The 15,846-nt window shown below is 68.2% G+C and carries 14 protein-coding genes; 6 read left to right on the top strand and 8 right to left on the bottom strand.

The genetic code is table 11. From position 1 onward, the window contains the following. Positions 1-27: 27 nt before the first annotated feature. Together VMT65_RS27240 and VMT65_RS27235 are read left to right on the top strand one after the other, a co-directional pair. A complete protein-coding gene (locus VMT65_RS27240; protein WP_326311282.1) occupies positions 28-180 on the top strand; it encodes a hypothetical protein in 153 nt (50 codons plus the stop codon). 31 nt (positions 181-211) lie between these two features. Next, on the top strand, positions 212-1,342 hold the full coding sequence (locus VMT65_RS27235) for a YeiH family protein (protein ID WP_442790332.1): 1,131 nt from the start codon (positions 212-214) through the stop codon (positions 1,340-1,342). 56 nt (positions 1,343-1,398) lie between these two features. On the opposite strand, the gene VMT65_RS27230 is transcribed toward VMT65_RS27235, so the two are convergent. Continuing rightward, positions 1,399-2,553 (bottom strand): lipase family protein, encoded by a 1,155-nt coding sequence (locus VMT65_RS27230; protein WP_326311281.1) that lies wholly within the window; start codon positions 2,551-2,553, stop codon positions 1,399-1,401. Positions 2,554-2,777: 224 nt separating this feature from the next. Here VMT65_RS27230 and VMT65_RS27225 point away from each other — a divergent pair, with 224 nt between their 5' ends. Continuing rightward, positions 2,778-3,353, top strand: coding sequence for an NADPH-dependent FMN reductase (locus VMT65_RS27225; RefSeq protein WP_326311280.1), 576 nt, complete (start codon positions 2,778-2,780; stop codon positions 3,351-3,353). A 110-nt stretch (positions 3,354-3,463) separates the two neighbouring features. After that, the gene (locus VMT65_RS27220) at positions 3,464-4,072 is read left to right on the top strand and encodes an NADPH-dependent F420 reductase (protein WP_326311279.1); all 609 of its coding nucleotides are present in this window, start codon (positions 3,464-3,466) and stop codon (positions 4,070-4,072) included. Between the two features lie 94 nt (positions 4,073-4,166). Here VMT65_RS27220 and fadD32 read toward each other — a convergent pair whose 3' ends face one another. Together fadD32 and VMT65_RS27210 are read right to left on the bottom strand one after the other, a co-directional pair. Then, positions 4,167-6,047, bottom strand: coding sequence for a long-chain-fatty-acid--AMP ligase FadD32 (gene fadD32 / locus VMT65_RS27215; RefSeq protein WP_442790314.1), 1,881 nt, complete (start codon positions 6,045-6,047; stop codon positions 4,167-4,169). 149 nt (positions 6,048-6,196) lie between these two features. After that, a complete protein-coding gene (locus VMT65_RS27210; protein WP_326311278.1) occupies positions 6,197-7,441 on the bottom strand; it encodes a KasA/KasB family beta-ketoacyl-ACP synthase in 1,245 nt (414 codons plus the stop codon). A 302-nt stretch (positions 7,442-7,743) separates the two neighbouring features. Between VMT65_RS27210 and VMT65_RS27205 the strand changes: the two genes are divergently transcribed. Continuing rightward, the gene (locus VMT65_RS27205; protein ID WP_326311277.1) at positions 7,744-8,742 is read left to right on the top strand and encodes an acyl-ACP desaturase; all 999 of its coding nucleotides are present in this window, start codon (positions 7,744-7,746) and stop codon (positions 8,740-8,742) included. Positions 8,743-8,796: 54 nt separating this feature from the next. Here VMT65_RS27205 and VMT65_RS27200 read toward each other — a convergent pair whose 3' ends face one another. The 5 genes from VMT65_RS27200 to VMT65_RS27180 all read right to left on the bottom strand — a co-directional run bounded on the left by VMT65_RS27200 (position 8,797) and on the right by VMT65_RS27180 (position 14,116). Then, positions 8,797-10,146: an MFS transporter gene (locus VMT65_RS27200; RefSeq protein ID WP_326311276.1), complete on the bottom strand. Its 1,350-nt coding sequence runs from the start codon at positions 10,144-10,146 to the stop codon at positions 8,797-8,799. 60 nt (positions 10,147-10,206) lie between these two features. Further along, positions 10,207-10,926: an ArsR/SmtB family transcription factor gene (locus VMT65_RS27195; protein ID WP_326311275.1), complete on the bottom strand. Its 720-nt coding sequence runs from the start codon at positions 10,924-10,926 to the stop codon at positions 10,207-10,209. Between the two features lie 70 nt (positions 10,927-10,996). Next, positions 10,997-11,830, bottom strand: a complete 834-nt coding sequence (locus tag VMT65_RS27190) for a DUF72 domain-containing protein (protein WP_326311274.1) — start codon at positions 11,828-11,830, stop codon at positions 10,997-10,999. A gap of 10 nt (positions 11,831-11,840) precedes the next feature. Next, positions 11,841-13,355, bottom strand: coding sequence for a glycerol kinase GlpK (gene glpK, locus VMT65_RS27185; RefSeq protein ID WP_326311273.1), 1,515 nt, complete (start codon positions 13,353-13,355; stop codon positions 11,841-11,843). Then, on the bottom strand, positions 13,352-14,116 hold the full coding sequence (locus tag VMT65_RS27180; protein WP_326311272.1) for an IclR family transcriptional regulator: 765 nt from the start codon (positions 14,114-14,116) through the stop codon (positions 13,352-13,354). Before VMT65_RS27180 ends, glpK (VMT65_RS27185) begins: the two co-directional genes overlap by 4 nt. Before the next feature lie 150 nt (positions 14,117-14,266). Between VMT65_RS27180 and glpK (VMT65_RS27175) the strand changes: the two genes are divergently transcribed. Further along, positions 14,267-15,805: a glycerol kinase GlpK gene (gene glpK / locus VMT65_RS27175; RefSeq protein ID WP_326311271.1), complete on the top strand. Its 1,539-nt coding sequence runs from the start codon at positions 14,267-14,269 to the stop codon at positions 15,803-15,805. The last annotated feature ends 41 nt before the right edge of the window (positions 15,806-15,846 follow it).

The following is a 15,846-nucleotide window of genomic DNA, read 5'->3' as shown; positions in this document are numbered from 1 at the left end:
ACTGCGTGTGCTTACCTGGAGGCCCTGGTGAACAGTCCCAATCCCGCGCCGGAGAGATCCGGCCGACCGTCGTGGCCCGACACCCTCGGGCGTCTGGGCGCGGACTGGTGGTCGGTGATCGTGGCCGGCGTGGTGGTCGTGCTCGCCGTGTTCGACGTCCTGCCGAAGATTCCGTGGTGACGCCGTGAGTGATGTCGCCGCTACCCCGAAGTTGACCAAGACCGTCGAAACCGGTTCCGACACCGAGGCTTTCGACGCGCCGAGCGGGCCGCTGACGCTCACCCGCCTGCTGAGCTACCTCCCCGGCATCGCGCTGCTGATCGCGGTCGGCGTACTGGGCAAGTACGCCGAGATCTGGTGGTTGAAGCTGGCCAAGCACGAGCACTGGACCGTCCCCGATATCGAATATGTGCTGTGGGCCATCCTGATCGGGCTGCTCATCACCAATACCGTTGGCCTGCATCCGATCTTCAAGCCCGGGATCGGAACCTACGAGTTCTGGCTCAAGATCGGCATCATCGCCCTGGGCGCGCGCTTCGTGCTCGGCGATGTGGCCAAGCTGGGCGGGACGAGCTTCCTGCAGATCCTGGTCGACATGACCGTGTCGGGGGCGATCATCCTGCTGGTGGCCCGCAAGCTCGGGCTCTCGGGCAAGCTCGGATCGCTGCTGGCCATCGGCACCGCGATCTGTGGCGTGTCGGCGATCATCGCGGGCAAGGGCGCGATCCGGGCCCGCAATTCCGATGTCTCCTATGCCATCGCGGCCATTCTGGCGCTCGGCGCGGTGGCGCTGTTCGCGCTGCCGCCGCTGGGTCACGCCATCGGGCTCAGCGATCACGAGTTCGGGCTGTGGGCGGGTCTGGCCGTGGACAATACCGCCGAGACCACCGCCACCGGCTACCTGTTCTCCGACGAGGCGGGCAAGATCGCGGTGCTGGTCAAGTCGACCCGCAACGCGCTGATCGGATTCGTGGTGCTGGGCTTCGCGGCCTACTGGGCCGCGCGCGGCGAGGCCGACGCCATCGCGCCGGGCGTGCGCGCCAAGGCGGCGTTCGTGTGGGCGAAGTTCCCGAAGTTCGTGCTGGGCTTCCTGGCCGTGTCGGCGCTGGCGACCGTGCACTGGCTGAACAAGGCCCAGGTCGCCAATCTCGGCGCGGTGTCCCGCTGGGCGTTCCTGCTGACCTTCGCGGGCGTCGGACTGAACACCAATATCCGCGAATTGGCGCGGACCGGGTGGCGGCCGCTCGTGGTGGCCGTGGTCGGGCTGGTGTCGGTGGCGGTGGTCTCGCTGCTGCTGGTGCTGCTCACCTCCCGCGTCCTGCACTGGGGCGTCGGGAGCTGAGTACCCACTGACAATCCGAAAGCCGGGAGCCCTTGCGGGTTCCCGGCTTTCGCGTCTCACGCCCCGCGCCGCAGGGGCATCGCCACCGAGTCGGCGAAGCGCTCGGCCAGGAACCGCATGCCCGGGCCCGCGAAAGCCAGTGCGCCGCCGATGTGTTCGCGGTTCTTCATGGTGTGCATGGTGACGTCCGCGCCCAGCGCCTTCCACTCCTCGGCCAGCCGCACCGCCTGCGGGTAGGGAATGATCTGCTCGCTGGTGCCACCGGCCACCAGAACCGGTGCGGCGGGCGCGATTCCGCCCAAACGGTTCTCCAGCAGCCGGGCCTTCACCTCGGGCACCTCGAACGGCGGGCGGTGGGTGTAGGTCGAGACCTTGGTGGGCACGATCATGCCCGCGCCGATGCCGATCACGGCCGCGACCCCGGCGTGGGTGCGCCGCGCCAGGGCGGCGAGCACCCGGCCGGTCACGTTGAGATGTTGCAGCACATTCAGTTCCGGATAGGCGGCCTCGATGCCGAGCACGCCGTAGAACAGCAGCACCGCGTACGGGGTGTCGTCCAGGAACTTCACCATGTCGACCAGATCGGCGGGCGCCGAGCCCACCGCCCCGCCGACCAGCGGCAGATCCGGCGCGTAGGTGGGTTGCAACTGCAGCGCCCAGCCCGCGGCATTGCCGCCCTCGGAGTAGCCGTAGATGCCCAGCGGCCCATCGGGATCCAGCTCCGCCTCCGGCAGGCGGCGCGCGGCGCGCATGCTATCCAGCACGGCGGGCCCGAGGGCGCGGCCCATGACGTACGGGTGCAGGCCCGGGCTGCCGAGTCCCGGATAGTCCGCGATGGCCAGCGCCCAGCCGCGCCGCAGGGCCGTGCGCAGGAAGACCGATTCGTACTCGATGCCCAGGCGCAGCTGCCAGGACGCGGCGGCCACCGTATTGGCCATGCCCTGGGTGCCGACCGCGTAGCCGACCAGCGGCCGCGATCCGGGCCCGCGCCACGGGGTGTCCGGCACCAGGACGGTGCCGGTGACCTGCGTCGGGTCGCCCTTGGCGGTGGTCGTGGCGTAGCTGATGCGCCAGGCGCGAGCGGGCAGTCGCAGACCGGGCAGCATGCGCGCGGTCATGGGTTCGGCGGCCAGCAGCCGGCCGGGTCCGAACGCACCGGCATGTCCGGCACCGACCGCCGCCTCGTCGAAGCGGTTGGTGTTCGCAGTCATCATTGCCTGCCCTTCTCGCACAAACTCGCGTTATGCAGTTGTCGCACAACCGGATCCGGGCGTTACAGCTGTCCCGGACAGTCTGGTTGCATGAAACCATACCCAGAATGGGACAAATTGACACCTGCTGTCACAGGTACTCCCACTCGCTGGGACGGCCCCTATGAGTGACAACGACCACTCCCCCGCGAAATACTCCCGCCCGCAGTCACGTTGCCGCACTCGTGACCATTCCCCGCATCCTGCTGATCTCGGGCAGCACCCGCGCCGCCTCGACGAACTCCGCCGCCTTGCGCACCATCGCCGCCGACGCCGGTCCCGACCTCGAGGTCAGCCAGTACGAGGGACTGACCGACCTGCCGCAGTTCATCCCCGGCCAAGATCCCGAACCGCCCGCGGTCCAGGATCTGCACCGCCGGCTCGGCGCGGTCGACGCGGTGCTGTTCTGCACCCCCGAATACGCGGGCATGATCCCGGGCAGCCTCAAGAACCTCCTGGAATGGACCATCGGCAACGCGGATCTGAGCGACAAGCCGGTGGCCTACGTGAATGTCGCCTACGAGGGCCGCGGCGAGGCCGCGGTCGCCACCCTGCGCACGGTGGTGGGCTATGCCGGGGCCGAGATCGTGGAGGCCGCGTGCGGGCGGATCACGGTGGTGCAGAACGATATCGGACCCGACGGTCTGGTCGGCAATGCGGAGGCCCGTGCCCGGCTCAATGCCGCCGCCCGCGCCCTCGCCGATCATGTCCGCCGCCCCGCCGCGCCCCTCACCTCGGTCAAGCTCGATAATCGAGGATGATCGAGCTTTGCAGCTAGTCGAGCACTGCTTTGCAGCTAGTCGAGCACTGCTTTGCAGCTAGTCGAGCACTGAAGGCAGAACACCCCTCCGGACACAGGAGTGTGCGGGCCATGGACGTGGGAATCTTCGGAGCCGGACACTTCGGCTTGAGCCTGGCGGGCCTCTTCGACCGCGCCGGGCACACCGTGCACATCGCCAGTCGCCACCTCGACGAGCTCGCGGACACCGTCGCCGAGCGCGGGTTGCGCCACACCTACGCCGGGGACATCGATCTGGTGGCCGGATCCTCGACCATTCTCATCGGCGCGGTGCAGTGGCTCCAGCTCGAGACCCTGGCCAAGGAACTCCCGGAACTGGACGGCAAGATCTGGATCGATCCGGCCAATCCGTATGTCCGCGAGGCCGACGGCAGCGTCACCCTGCTGTCCACCGACGGACGACCCACCAGCGCCGTCGTCGCGGATCTGGTGCCGAAGGCGCAGCTGGTCAAGGCCTTCAACGCCTTCACCACCCCGATGTACCGCTCCGGACCGCTGACCTCGCTGGGCCGCATCGTGGCCCCGATCGCTGGCGATCACCCCGCCGCGCTCTGCCGGGTGGCCGAGCTGATCAAGACCACCGGCTTCGTGCCGATCATCGTGGGCAATATCGAGGACAGCGTGGTGCTGGAACCCCGTGGGGCACTGCGCGCCCTCTCCATTCCGCTGATCGCGCCCTGACATTCTCCCCTGATCGCGCCCTGACATTCACACCCTCCGACGACGAACGGGCCGGTCGTAGTGACCGGCCCGTTCGTCGTCATGGCGTGAGCGCCTACTCCACCTCGTCCGGGAACGCCTGCTGGCGGTGGCCGCCGCGCAGGGTGCCCGACAGGTAGGCCGCCTTGCAGGCCCGGCGCGCGATCTTGCCGCTGGAGGTGCGCGGAATCGAACCGGCCGGAACCAGCAGCAGATCCCGCACCGTCACCCCGTGGCGCTTGGCGATGGCCGCGCGCACGGTCTCGGTGATCGGCTCCGGATCGAGTTTGGCCGCGCCCGTACCGCGTTCGGCCACGATGACCAACTGCTCGGCGGCATCGGCCGAATCGGCGCCAGTGGCGGCGACGATATCGGTCGGGAGCTGATCGCCCGAGACCGAGAACGCCGCGACGAATCCCGGGCGCAGGGCGGTCGAGGACTCCTGGGCGGAGTACTCGAGATCCTGCGGATAGTGATTGCGGCCGTCCACGATCACCAGATCCTTGACGCGGCCGGTGATGAACAGCTCGCCGTCGTAGTACGCGCCGAAATCACCGGTGCGCATCCAATTCGCGTCCGGCTCGGTACCTTCCGCACGGCTCTCGGGCTGCCGGGAGGTGAGCTTGGCGTGGAAGGTCGCCTCGGTCTCCTCCGGACGGCCCCAGTATCCGCGGCCGATATTCGCCCCGTGCAGCCAGATCTCGCCGACCTCGCCCTCCGGCTTCTCCGCGCCGGTCTCCGGATCCACGATCACCGCCCACTGCGACAACGCCACATAGCCGCAGGACACCTGGGCCACCGCGTTGTCCGCGTGCTCGTCGACCGGGACCATGCTCCCGGCATTGAGGCGATCGCGGTCCACCCAAACGGTGCGGGCCTCGTCCTCGCGCTTGGTGGCGGAGACGAACAGCGTCGCCTCGGCCATGCCGTAGCAGGGCTTGATGGCGGTCTTGGGCAGACCGTAGGGGGCGAAGGCCTCGTTGAACTTTCGCATCGAGGTCACCGACACCGGCTCGCTGCCATTGATCAGACCGATGACATTGGACAGGTCCAATTCCTCACCGGGCTTGGGCAATCCGCGCGCGGCCGCGTGCTCGTAGGCGAAATTCGGTGCGGCGGCGAAGATCTCGGCGCCGTCCTCCTGGGCCGCCAACTCCTTGATCCAGCGGCTGGGCCGCCGCACGAAGGCGCTGGGGCTCATGATGGTGATGTACTTGCCGCCGATGGTCGGCAGGATGACCGTGAGCAGGCCCATGTCGTGGAACAGCGGCAGCCAGGTGACGCCGCGGGCCTTCTCGGTGATGCCGATGGCGTCGATCATCTGCAGCAGGTTGGTAGCGACCGCTCGGTGCGTAATCTCCACGCCCGCCGGGGTCCTGGTCGATCCGGAGGTGTACTGCAGGTAGGCCACATCGTCCATCTGGAGCACCGGCCGAACCCAACTCTCGCCCACGCCGTCCGGAATCGCCTCGACCGCGATGATGCGCGGACGCTGCGGCGCGGGCAGGTGTTTGAACAGCTCGCGCACCCCGGCCGCGGCCGAACCGACGGTCAGGATCGCGGAGGGTTTGCAGTCGTCCAGCACGGCGTGCAGCCGGTCGGTGTGGCCCTGCTCGTCCGGATCGAACAGCGGCACGGCGATATTGCCCGCGTACACCGCGGCGTACATGGCCACGATGTAGTCGAGCCCCTGCGGCGCCAGGATTGCCACCCGATCGCCCGGCTGCGTCACCTGCTGCAGCCGGGCGGCCACGGCGCGCAGCCGGACACCGAAGCGGTTCCACGAGATGTCGTGGTACTCGCCGTCGCGTTCGCGCGAATAGTCGATATAGCGATAGGCGAGCTCGTCCCCGTTGACCGCCGCGTGCCTGTCGACCAGGTCGACCATGGTCTGGTTGTCCGGGATCCTGATGTTTCCGTGCTCGTCCAGAACGTCTTCGAAGGTTCCGCCGATCATTCCCTATCCTTCTTCAACTCACAGTCCGAGAGACTGTGCAGTGACACCGAACAAAGATCGACACCGAAAGCCCGAATGTAGCTGGGGGCTGGGGAACTCTAGCAGGTGCCGGAATCCCGCGTCACTCGTTACGGGCGCCGAAGCGGTTGTCAGTAGCGGCCAAAAGCAATGGCCACGTTGTGCCCGCCGAAGCCGAAGGAGTCGTTCAGGGCGTAGTCGTACTGACCGGTTCGTGCTTGGCCCTTGACCACATCCAGGTCGATCTCCGGGTCCTGATTCTCCAAATTCAGTGTGGGCGGGATGATTCCGTCCCGCACGCTGAGCACGGTCAGGACCGACTCCAGCGCACCGACCGCGCCGATGGAGTGTCCGAGTGCGGACTTCGGCGCGTACACCGCGGCATGGTTGCCGACGGCTTGCTTGATGGCGTTCGCCTCCGCCGTGTCGCCGATCGGCGTAGCGGTGGCGTGCGCATTGATATGCGTGACATCGGATTTCGACAGACCGGCGTACTCCATGGCGCGGGTCATGGCCCGGGCCGCGCCGGTGCCCTCGGGATCGGGGGCCACCAGGTGGAAGCCGTCGGAGGTGATGCCCGCGCCCATGATGCGCGCGTGGATGGTCGCGCCGCGGGCCTTGGCGTGCTCCTCGGTCTCGATGGTCATGAGCGCCCCGGCCTCGCCGAACACGAAACCGTCGCGGTCCATGTCGAAGGGGCGTGACGCGCCCTTGGGGTCGTCGTTGCGGGTGCTCATGGCGCGCATCATGGAGAAGCCCGCGATCGGCAGCGCCTGGATGGAACCCTCGACGCCACCGGTGACCACCATGTCCGCATCGCCCATGACGACCATGCGCCAGGCATTGGCAATGGCCTCCGCACCGGACGAACAGGCCGAAACAGGCGTCGACACACCGGCCCTCGCGCCCAACTCGACACTCACGCAGGCCGCCGCGCCATTGGGCATGATGGCCTGCACGGCCATTGGCGGCACCTTGCGATAGCCGCCGTTGACCAGCTTGTCGCGCGCGGACATCAGAACTTCCGCGCCACCCAGGCCGGTGCCGATGGAGACGCCGAGGCGATCCTTGTCCACCTCCGGATTTCCGGCATTGGCCCACACTTCGCGACCGAGCACCACGGCCATCTGCTCGACATAGGACCAGCGGCGGGCCTCGGCCCGGGTGAGCAGGTCGGTGGGGCACACCTTGAGGTGGCCGCCGATGCGTACCGGGAGGCCGAAATCGTCGAGGAAACTGTCCTCGAGGACGTCGATTCCGCTCTCCCCGTTGAGTAGTCCCTTCCACGTCGAGTCGACGTCTCCCGCGATCGAGGTGGTCGCCGCGAGCGAGGTGACAACGACACTGGGGAACTTCCGGCGGTTGGGCGTCTGCATGTTCACTCTCCGTAGCAATGCTTCGGCGAACCAGGATTCGATCCGCGTGGGCTGTCAAGGACTGGTGTGCAACTAGCGAGCGGGCCCGGCCAGGAACGCATCGGCGGGGTATGAAGCCAATCATCGGCGAACTGGGCTAGATTATCCGAGGCGGAGCCGACCAGTCTCATTAAGCGACACGCGGGCGTCCCTTTTCAATCCCCGGGAGCCCCTCGCCGCGACTGGGCCCGCCGATCTTCAACATTCTGTTCTCCACCATCATTCTCGCAGCGCTGAGCCATTTCGAGGGAGGGCACACGATCGTGGCCAGGAGTCTCACGCAGTTGGAGCTGCTCATGGAGCTGGAACCGATTGCCGAGCAGAATGTGAATCGCCATCTATCGATGGCCAAGGACTGGAACCCGCACGACTACGTGCCGTGGGATCTCGGTCGCAACTTCGCAGCTATGGATGGCGTGGATTGGGAGCCGGAACAGTCCCAGCTCAGCGAGGTCGCCAAGGCGGCCATGATCACCAATCTGCTGACCGAGGACAATCTGCCCAGCTATCACCGGGAAATCGCCGAGAACTTCTCTCAGGACGGCGCCTGGGGCACCTGGGTGGGCCGCTGGACGGCCGAGGAGAACCGCCACGGCATCGTGATTCGCGACTATCTGGTGGTGACCCGCGGCGTCGATCCGGTGGCCCTGGAGCAGGCCCGGATGGTGCACATGACCAACGGGTACAGCCCCGCGAACCTGATCCGCAAGCACGGCGAGGGCACATACATTCGCGCCGATGCCGGATTTCTGCATTCTGTGGCTTATGTGACTTTCCAGGAATTGGCGACTCGCGTTTCACATCGCAATACCGGCAAAGTGTGCAATGACGCCATAGCGGACCGTATGTTGCAGCGCATCGCCGCGGACGAGAACCTGCACATGATCTTCTATCGGAATATGTGCGGCGCGGCTCTGGATCTCGCACCCGATCAGACCATCGACGCCATCACCAATATCGTCAAGAATTTCCAGATGCCCGGCATGGGAATGCCCAACTTCCGCCGCAATGGCGTGCTCATGGCCAAGCACGGCGTCTACGACCTCCGCCAGCATCTGGAGGAGGTGCTGCTGCCCAACCTCAAGAAGTGGAACATCTTCGAGCGCACCGACTTCGGACCCGAGGGCGACCGCCGCCGCAATGAGCTGGGCGAGTTCCTCGACAAGCTCCGCAAGGACGTGGTCCGCTTCGAGGAGCAGCGCGACCGGTCGCTGGCGCGCGAAGCCGCACGGGCCGAACGGGATTCCGTCCTGATCGGGTGAATGCCCCGGTGGCGCAGGGCGGTGGGGTCGACAATGCCCCTCCCCCTGCGCCACTCAGCGTTCCAGGGCCCGGCGGGCGAGCAGCGCGGCGGCCACGAAGACCAGGGCGGAGACGCTCAGCGGCAGGGCGATCGCGCCGGGGGTGAGGATCATCAGCGAGCCCACGACGGCCACGCCCAGGGCCGAGCCCAGTTGGCGGGCGGCATTGAAGGCGGCGCCGGCCAGTCCGCCGTTCTCCGGACCGGCCGCCGAGACGGTGGCGTGGGTGGCGGCGGGCATGGTGTAGGCCATGCCGAAACCGGTGAGCAGCAATGGGATCGCCAGCACGGCGAAGGGGGTGTGGGGACCGACGCAGGCCAGGCCGAGCAGGCCCGCCGCACCCACCGACAGTCCCGTCACGATGACCCGGCGCGAGCCGTACCGGGCGGCGTGACGGCCGCCCAGGGCGGAGGCCACGATGCCGATCGCCGCCTCGGGCAGTAGCGCGAAACCGGTGGCGGTGGGCGAATAGTGGAGATTCCGCTGGAGGAACAGGCTGATCACGAAGAGCTGCCCGTAGAAGCCGAAGTTCTGTGCCAGGCCGATGAGCGTGCCGGTGGTGAAGGTGCGGGAGCGCCGGAGTCCGCTGGGCAGCAACCCCTTTCCGGTCCGCGCCGCGTAGGAACCCAGCAGCACACCCGCGATCGCGGCCACGACGGCGACGGCGAGCACACCCGCGCGCACGGGCTTGGCACCCGCGAGAATCGCGGCCGCCGTGACTCCGGCCATGGCGATGACCGCCGACAAGTGGCCGAGCAGCGGAATCGGCTGCGCCACACCGGGTGCCGACGGTGCGGTCCGATGCAGCACCACCGCGGTGACCGCGCAGATGGGCGCATTGATGGCGAAAATGGCGGGCCAACCGAAGTTTTCGGACAGCACACCGCCGAGCACCGGACCGCAACTGGCGGCGGTCGATCCGATGGCGCCCCACACCCCGGTGGCACGCGCTCGATCCGCCTCGTCCGGATACGTGTACCGAATCAAGGCCAGCGAGGCCGGAATCAACAGCGCCGCACCGATTCCCTGTGCGATCCGCGCCGCCACCAGTACCCCCACGTCGGGGGCGGCCGCGCACGCCACCGAGGCCAATCCGAAGAACGCCAGCCCCACCTGGAACGACCGCCGCGCCCCGAACCGGTCGGCCAGCCCGCCACCCAGCATGAGCAGCGCCGCGACGGTGACGGTGTACCCGTCCACCACCCACTCCAGCCCCGTGACGGTGGTGTGCAAACCCACCGCCATTCGGTCCAAGGCGACCGCGACAATGGTCGTATCCAAAATGACCAGCGCGAACCCCGCGGAGATCGCGACCAGCGCCAGCCTTCCGTTCTGTGTCCGAGCCGATTCCAATGTTCGGGTCATAACCCCACCCTGCATCGAAATCACTTCGGTCCGAACCGAACCATGCCGCCCGCGCGTCGGTCAGGCGACCCGCAGCGCGGCCGTGTCGAGGCCGATCGTTCGGTGCAGCGACTCTCGACCGGCGGGGGTGAATGTCAGCGCGCGCGGCGTGTTTCCGGGTGCGCACCAGCGTTTTTCGCGCATCCGCCGGAGCAGCAGCGCACCCAGGCCACCGGCGAGGTGGTAGCGGCGCTCCGACCAGTCCAGGCAGACGCGGACCGGCGGTCGGCGTCCGAACTGCCGCAGATCCGAGGCGACGATGTCCAATTCGTCGAGCAGCGGGTGGGAGCGGTCCGCGGCCGACCATTGGCCGTCGATGATGTTCAGCATCGCCGCGTCGCACAGGGCGTCGAACACCGCCACGCCGACGGCCCCCGCCAGGTGGTCATAACAGGATCGGGCGATCTTCAAGTCCCGGTTGGCTCGCGCCCCGCGCAGTGATTTCACCGGCCGCACGGGCGAGATCAACGCCATCGCCTCGATCGCCTGGACCACCTCCGGCAGGTCGATGCGGTAGTAGCGGTGCCTGCCCACCCGTTCCACCGCCAACCACCCCTGCTCGACCATCTTCCCCAGATGCTCGCTGGCGGTCGCCGCGGTCACCCCCGCGGCCCGCGCCAGCTCCCCCGCGGGCTGGGCGCGTCCGTCGGCCAGCACGGTCAGCATGCGCGCCCGGGCCGGATCCGCCAGCAGCCGCGCGGCCCCGGAGATGTCCACATCGCCGTCTCTGATCGGTTCCATGTCTCCAGTCTCCCGCCGCCACACTTCGGCCCCGGCCGAACCTTTCGGGCCGCGGCCAGAACCGGGTCGGTCAGAACAGGGTCATGGGGTCGGTGGGGATGGGGTCGGGCAGGGGCTCGAGGTCGGGGAGGTGGGTGCGAACCTCGGCGTGGAAGCGGCGGGCCAGGGCGCGCGAGGCCGCGTTGTCGGGTGTGTGGATGAACACCGTCGGCGAGCGGCCCTCGCGCAGCCAGCGGACGGTGGTGTCGATCCAGGGCTGCCACCCGGCCACGGTGGCGGCCTGATCGTCGCGGCCGTGGTAGCGGACGATGGGGTACCGGGTGAGCGCGCGGGTGCGGCGGGGGTTGTTGGGCTTCTTGGAACGCGCCTCGAACTCGGCCGGACTCGCGGCCGGTTTCGCGAACAGCACCGTGGTGTCGAACGGAATCCATTCCGCGCCGGCGGCTTCCAGCACGGATTCGAGTTGCGCGGTGGCGCGGGGGTTCTCGAAGAACACCGGGTGGCGGACCTCGACGCCGCAGCGGTAGTGGGTCGGCAGTCCGTCGAGGAGGTCGGCGAGGGCGGGCAGGTTGGTGAACGAGGCCGGGAGTTGCACCCACAGCGAGTGCAGGCGGCGACCGAGCGGTTCGATGGCGTCGAGGAAGGCGGTCATCTCGTCGTCGACGCCGGTCAGGCGGCGGTCGTGGGTGATGGTGCGGGGCAGTTTGATCACGAAGCGGAAGTCGGGATCGGTTTGGCGGGCCCAGGATTCGACGGTGCGCCGCTGCGGGGTCGCGTAGAAGGTGGTGTTGCCCTCCACCGCATTGCACCAGGACGAATAGGTGCGCAGGCGTTCGGCCGGGGGTAGCGGCCGATCCTGCCAGTCCGGGTGTGTCCACATAGCGCAACCGACGTAGAGCCGCATACCTGCCACGTTAGGTCAAGGACTTCTTGGGCCGCAGCCAACCGAAGGTGAGCTCGACCGCCCTGGTCCAGTTGTCGTACTCGGCGGCCCGCAGCGCCGGATCCATGCGCGGCAGCCACTGCGCCGCGACGCGCCAATTGTGGCGCAGGCCTTCGAGATCGGGCCAATACCCGACCGCCAGCCCCGCCGCGTACGCCGCGCCCAGCGACACCGTCTCGGCCACGATCGGCCGCATGACCGGGATGTCGAGCACATCGGCGATGCTCTGCATGAGCAGGTTGTCCGAGGTCATGCCGCCCGCCACCCGCAGCGCCCCGGCCCGCAGTCCGGAGTCGGCGTTCATGGCCTCGACCACGTCGCGGGTCTGCCACGCGGTCGCCTCGAGCACCGCGCGGGCGATGTGCCCCTTGGTGATATACGAGGTGAGCCCGATCAGCAGCCCGCGCGCGTCACTGCGCCAGTGCGGCGCGTACAGCCCCGAGAAGGCGGGCACCAGATAGCAGCCGCCATTGTCTTCCACTGTGCCCGCGAGGGTTTCGATCTCCGGCGCGCTCGCGATCAGCCCGATGTTGTCCCGCAGCCACTGCACCAGCGAGCCCGTCACCGCGATCGGCCCCTCCAGCGCGTACACCGGCTCCGGCCCGATCTGATAGCCGATGGTGGTCAGCAGCCCGTGCTTGGACCGCACCAGCTCGCGCCCGGTGTTCATGAGCAGGAATCCGCCGGTGCCGTAGGTGCATTCGATCTCGCCGGGCGCGAAACACGTCTGCCCGAACAGGGCGGCGTGCTGGTCGCCCAGCGCCGCCGCGATGCGCACCCCCCGCAGCACCCGCCGCGCGACCCCGAACTCACCGGTCGACGGCTGGATCCGCGGCAGCATCGCCTTGGGAATCCCGAAGAACCGCAACAGTTCGTCGTCCCACTCGAGCGTGGACAGATTCATCAGCAGCGTGCGTCCCGCGTTGGTCACATCGGTGACGTGCACCCCGTGATCCGCGCCCCCGGTGAGATTCCAGATCAGCCAGGTCTCCATGGTCCCGAACAGCACCTCGCCGCGTTCGGCCCGCTCCCGCAGCCCCGGCGTGCGATCCAGCAGCCAGCGCAGCCGCGGCGCGGCGAAGTAGGTGGCCAGCGGCAGCCCGCACAGCTCCCGAATCCGTTCCGCCCCATCGGATTCGCGCATCTGCTCGACGAGTTCCTCGGTGCGCACGTCCTGCCAGACGATGGCCCGGCCGATCGGCGTCCCGGTGCTCGCGTCCCACACCACCGTGGTCTCGCGCTGATTGGCGATGCCCACCGCCGCGACCTGTTCGAGCGTGATCCCCGAATCCCGCAGTGCCGCAGGCACGATGCGCTCGACATTGCGCCAGATCTCGAGCGCGTCCTGCTCCATCCACCCCGGGCGCGGGTAGTGCTGCTTGTGCTCGCGCTGCGCCACCCCGGTCAGCCGGGCCCGCTGATCGAAGAGGATGGCCCGGGTCGAGGTGGTGCCCTGATCGATGGCGAGCACGAACTTCTGCGTCACTGTGAACCTCCGAGATCCCGCGATACCGCGGCCGCCGCGTCGCGCACTTGGGCGATCGGCGCGGGCCGGAAACGCAACTGCCCGTCGCAGAGCCGGTCGACCGGCCCGGTGATGCCGATGGCACCCACCACCAAACCACCGCGCGAGCGAATCGGCGCGGCGACACTCGCCTCGCCGGAACGGTATTCACCGATATCCCCGGCCCAGCCGGTGCGCCGCACCTCGGAAACGGCCCGCCGCAACGCGATCGGATCGGTGATGGTGCGATGGGTGAGCGCGGGCAGCCCGCCGTCGCGCACGCTGTCGGCCAGCTCACCGTCGTAGGCCAGCAGCACCTTGCCCAGTGCCGTTGCGTGCGGCGGCAATTCCTCGCCCACGGCGAGTTCCTGTTCGGTGTTGTCGGGTCGGAAGACGTGATGGATCACCACCACTCCCCCGTCCACGGGCGCGGCGATCCGCACCGACTCCCCGCTGCGCGCGGCCAGCGCGTCGGCCCGATTGATGGCCCGCGACCGCAACTCGTTGGCGTCCAGGTGTCCGGCCCCGAGATCCTGCAGCGCCGGACTCAACTGGTACTTGCCGCTCACCACGTCCTGATCCACGAACCCCACGCCCTGCAGCGTCCGCAGGATGCCGTGTGCGGTCGGCTTGGCCAGCCCCAGCGCCGCGGCGATCTCCCCCACCCCCATGCGCCCGGATCCGCGCGCGAGCAGCCGCAGGATGGCCGCGGCGCGCTCGATCGACTGAATCGGACCCGGCATGCTCGTAACCTATCAGCAAACCGTTCGGCATTGTCGAACGCGTCGCCTGTCCCATTGACGTTCCACTTCGTAGCGTGGACGTCGGGCCCGGCCGAACCCGCGCCCACCTGGGAAAACGAACTCAACGACGAGTTTTCGGAAGGGACCGCGATGACGCAGTACGTCGGAGCCATCGATCAAGGCACGACCTCCACGCGATTCATGGTGTTCGACCATGGCGGCAATGTGGTTGCCCGCCATCAACTCGAGCACGAGCAGATTCTTCCCCAGGCAGGGTGGGTCGAGCACAACCCGGCGGAGATCTGGGAACGCACCCGCACCGTCATCAAGAGCGCCCTGGCGGGCGCCCGCCTCACCGCCGCCGATCTGGCCGCGGTCGGCGTCACCAATCAGCGTGAGACCACCATCGTGTGGGACCGCCGCACCGGCGTCCCGTACTACAACGCCATCGTCTGGCAGGACACCCGCACCGACCGCATCGTCGCCGAGATCGAGAAGGCGGGCAAGGGCGATCTCATTCGCCAGCGGGCCGGTCTGCCGCCCGCGCCGTACTTCTCCGGCGGCAAGCTCAAGTGGATCCTCGACAATGTCCCCGGCGTCCGGGAAGACGCCGAGAACGGCCACGCGCTCTTCGGCACCCCCGACACCTGGCTGATCTGGAATCTCACCGGCGGCGTCCACGGCGGCGTGCACATCACCGATCCGACCAATGCCTCGCGCACCATGCTCATGGATCTCGAAACCCTGGACTGGGACGACGAATTGCTCGCCCTGTTCGGGGTGCCGCGGGCCATGCTGCCGCGCATCGCGCCGTCCTCGAATCCCGAGGGCTTCGGCACCACCAATCCGGACGGTCCCTTCCGCGGCGCGGTCAAGGTCGCGGGTGTGCTCGGCGACCAGCAGGCCGCCACGGTCGGCCAGGTCTGCTTCCAGCCCGGCGAGGCCAAGAACACCTACGGCACCGGCAACTTCCTGATGCTCAACACCGGTCCGGAGATCGTGCACTCCAAGCACGGCCTGCTGACCACGGTCGCCTACCAGTTCGGCGACGACAAGCCGGTGTACGCGCTCGAGGGCTCGATCGCGGTCACCGGCTCGGCCGTGCAGTGGCTGCGCGATCAGCTCGGCATCATCTCCGGCGCGGAGCGGGTCGAGGCCCTGGCCCGTCAGGTCGACGACAATGGCGGGGTCTACTTCGTGCCCGCCTTCTCCGGCCTGTTCGCCCCGTACTGGCGCGCCGACGCCCGCGGCGTGATCGTCGGCCTGTCCCGCTACAGCAACAATGCCCACATCGCCCGGGCCACACTGGAATCCATCTGCTACCAGACCCGCGACGTGGTCGAGGCCATGCAGCAGGACTCCGGCGTCAAGCTCGACACCCTGCGCGTGGACGGCGGTGTCACCGCCAATGAACTGGCCATGCAGATCCAGGCCGACTTCCTCGGCGTCCCGGTCTCGCGCCCGGTGGTCGCGGAGACCACCGCGCTCGGCGCGGCCTACGCCGCCGGTCTGGCGGTCGGATTCTGGTCCAGCACCGACGAACTCGTCGCCAACTGGCACGAGGACAAGAACTGGCAGCCGACCATGAGCGAGCAGGCGCGCCAAAAGGGTTACGCGCGTTGGCTCAAGGCCGTCTCGCGCACGCTCGACTGGGTCGATCTCGACGATGACGACGACCAGAAGCGCTGAGCCCCACCAGACTTCACATCACCGATAACAAGGAGTTGTCT

This window comes from Nocardia sp. CDC153 (assembly GCF_035818515.1).
Taxonomy (GTDB): Bacteria; Actinomycetota; Actinomycetes; order Mycobacteriales; family Mycobacteriaceae; genus Nocardia.
This window is presented reverse-complemented; position numbering and strand designations above follow the sequence as displayed.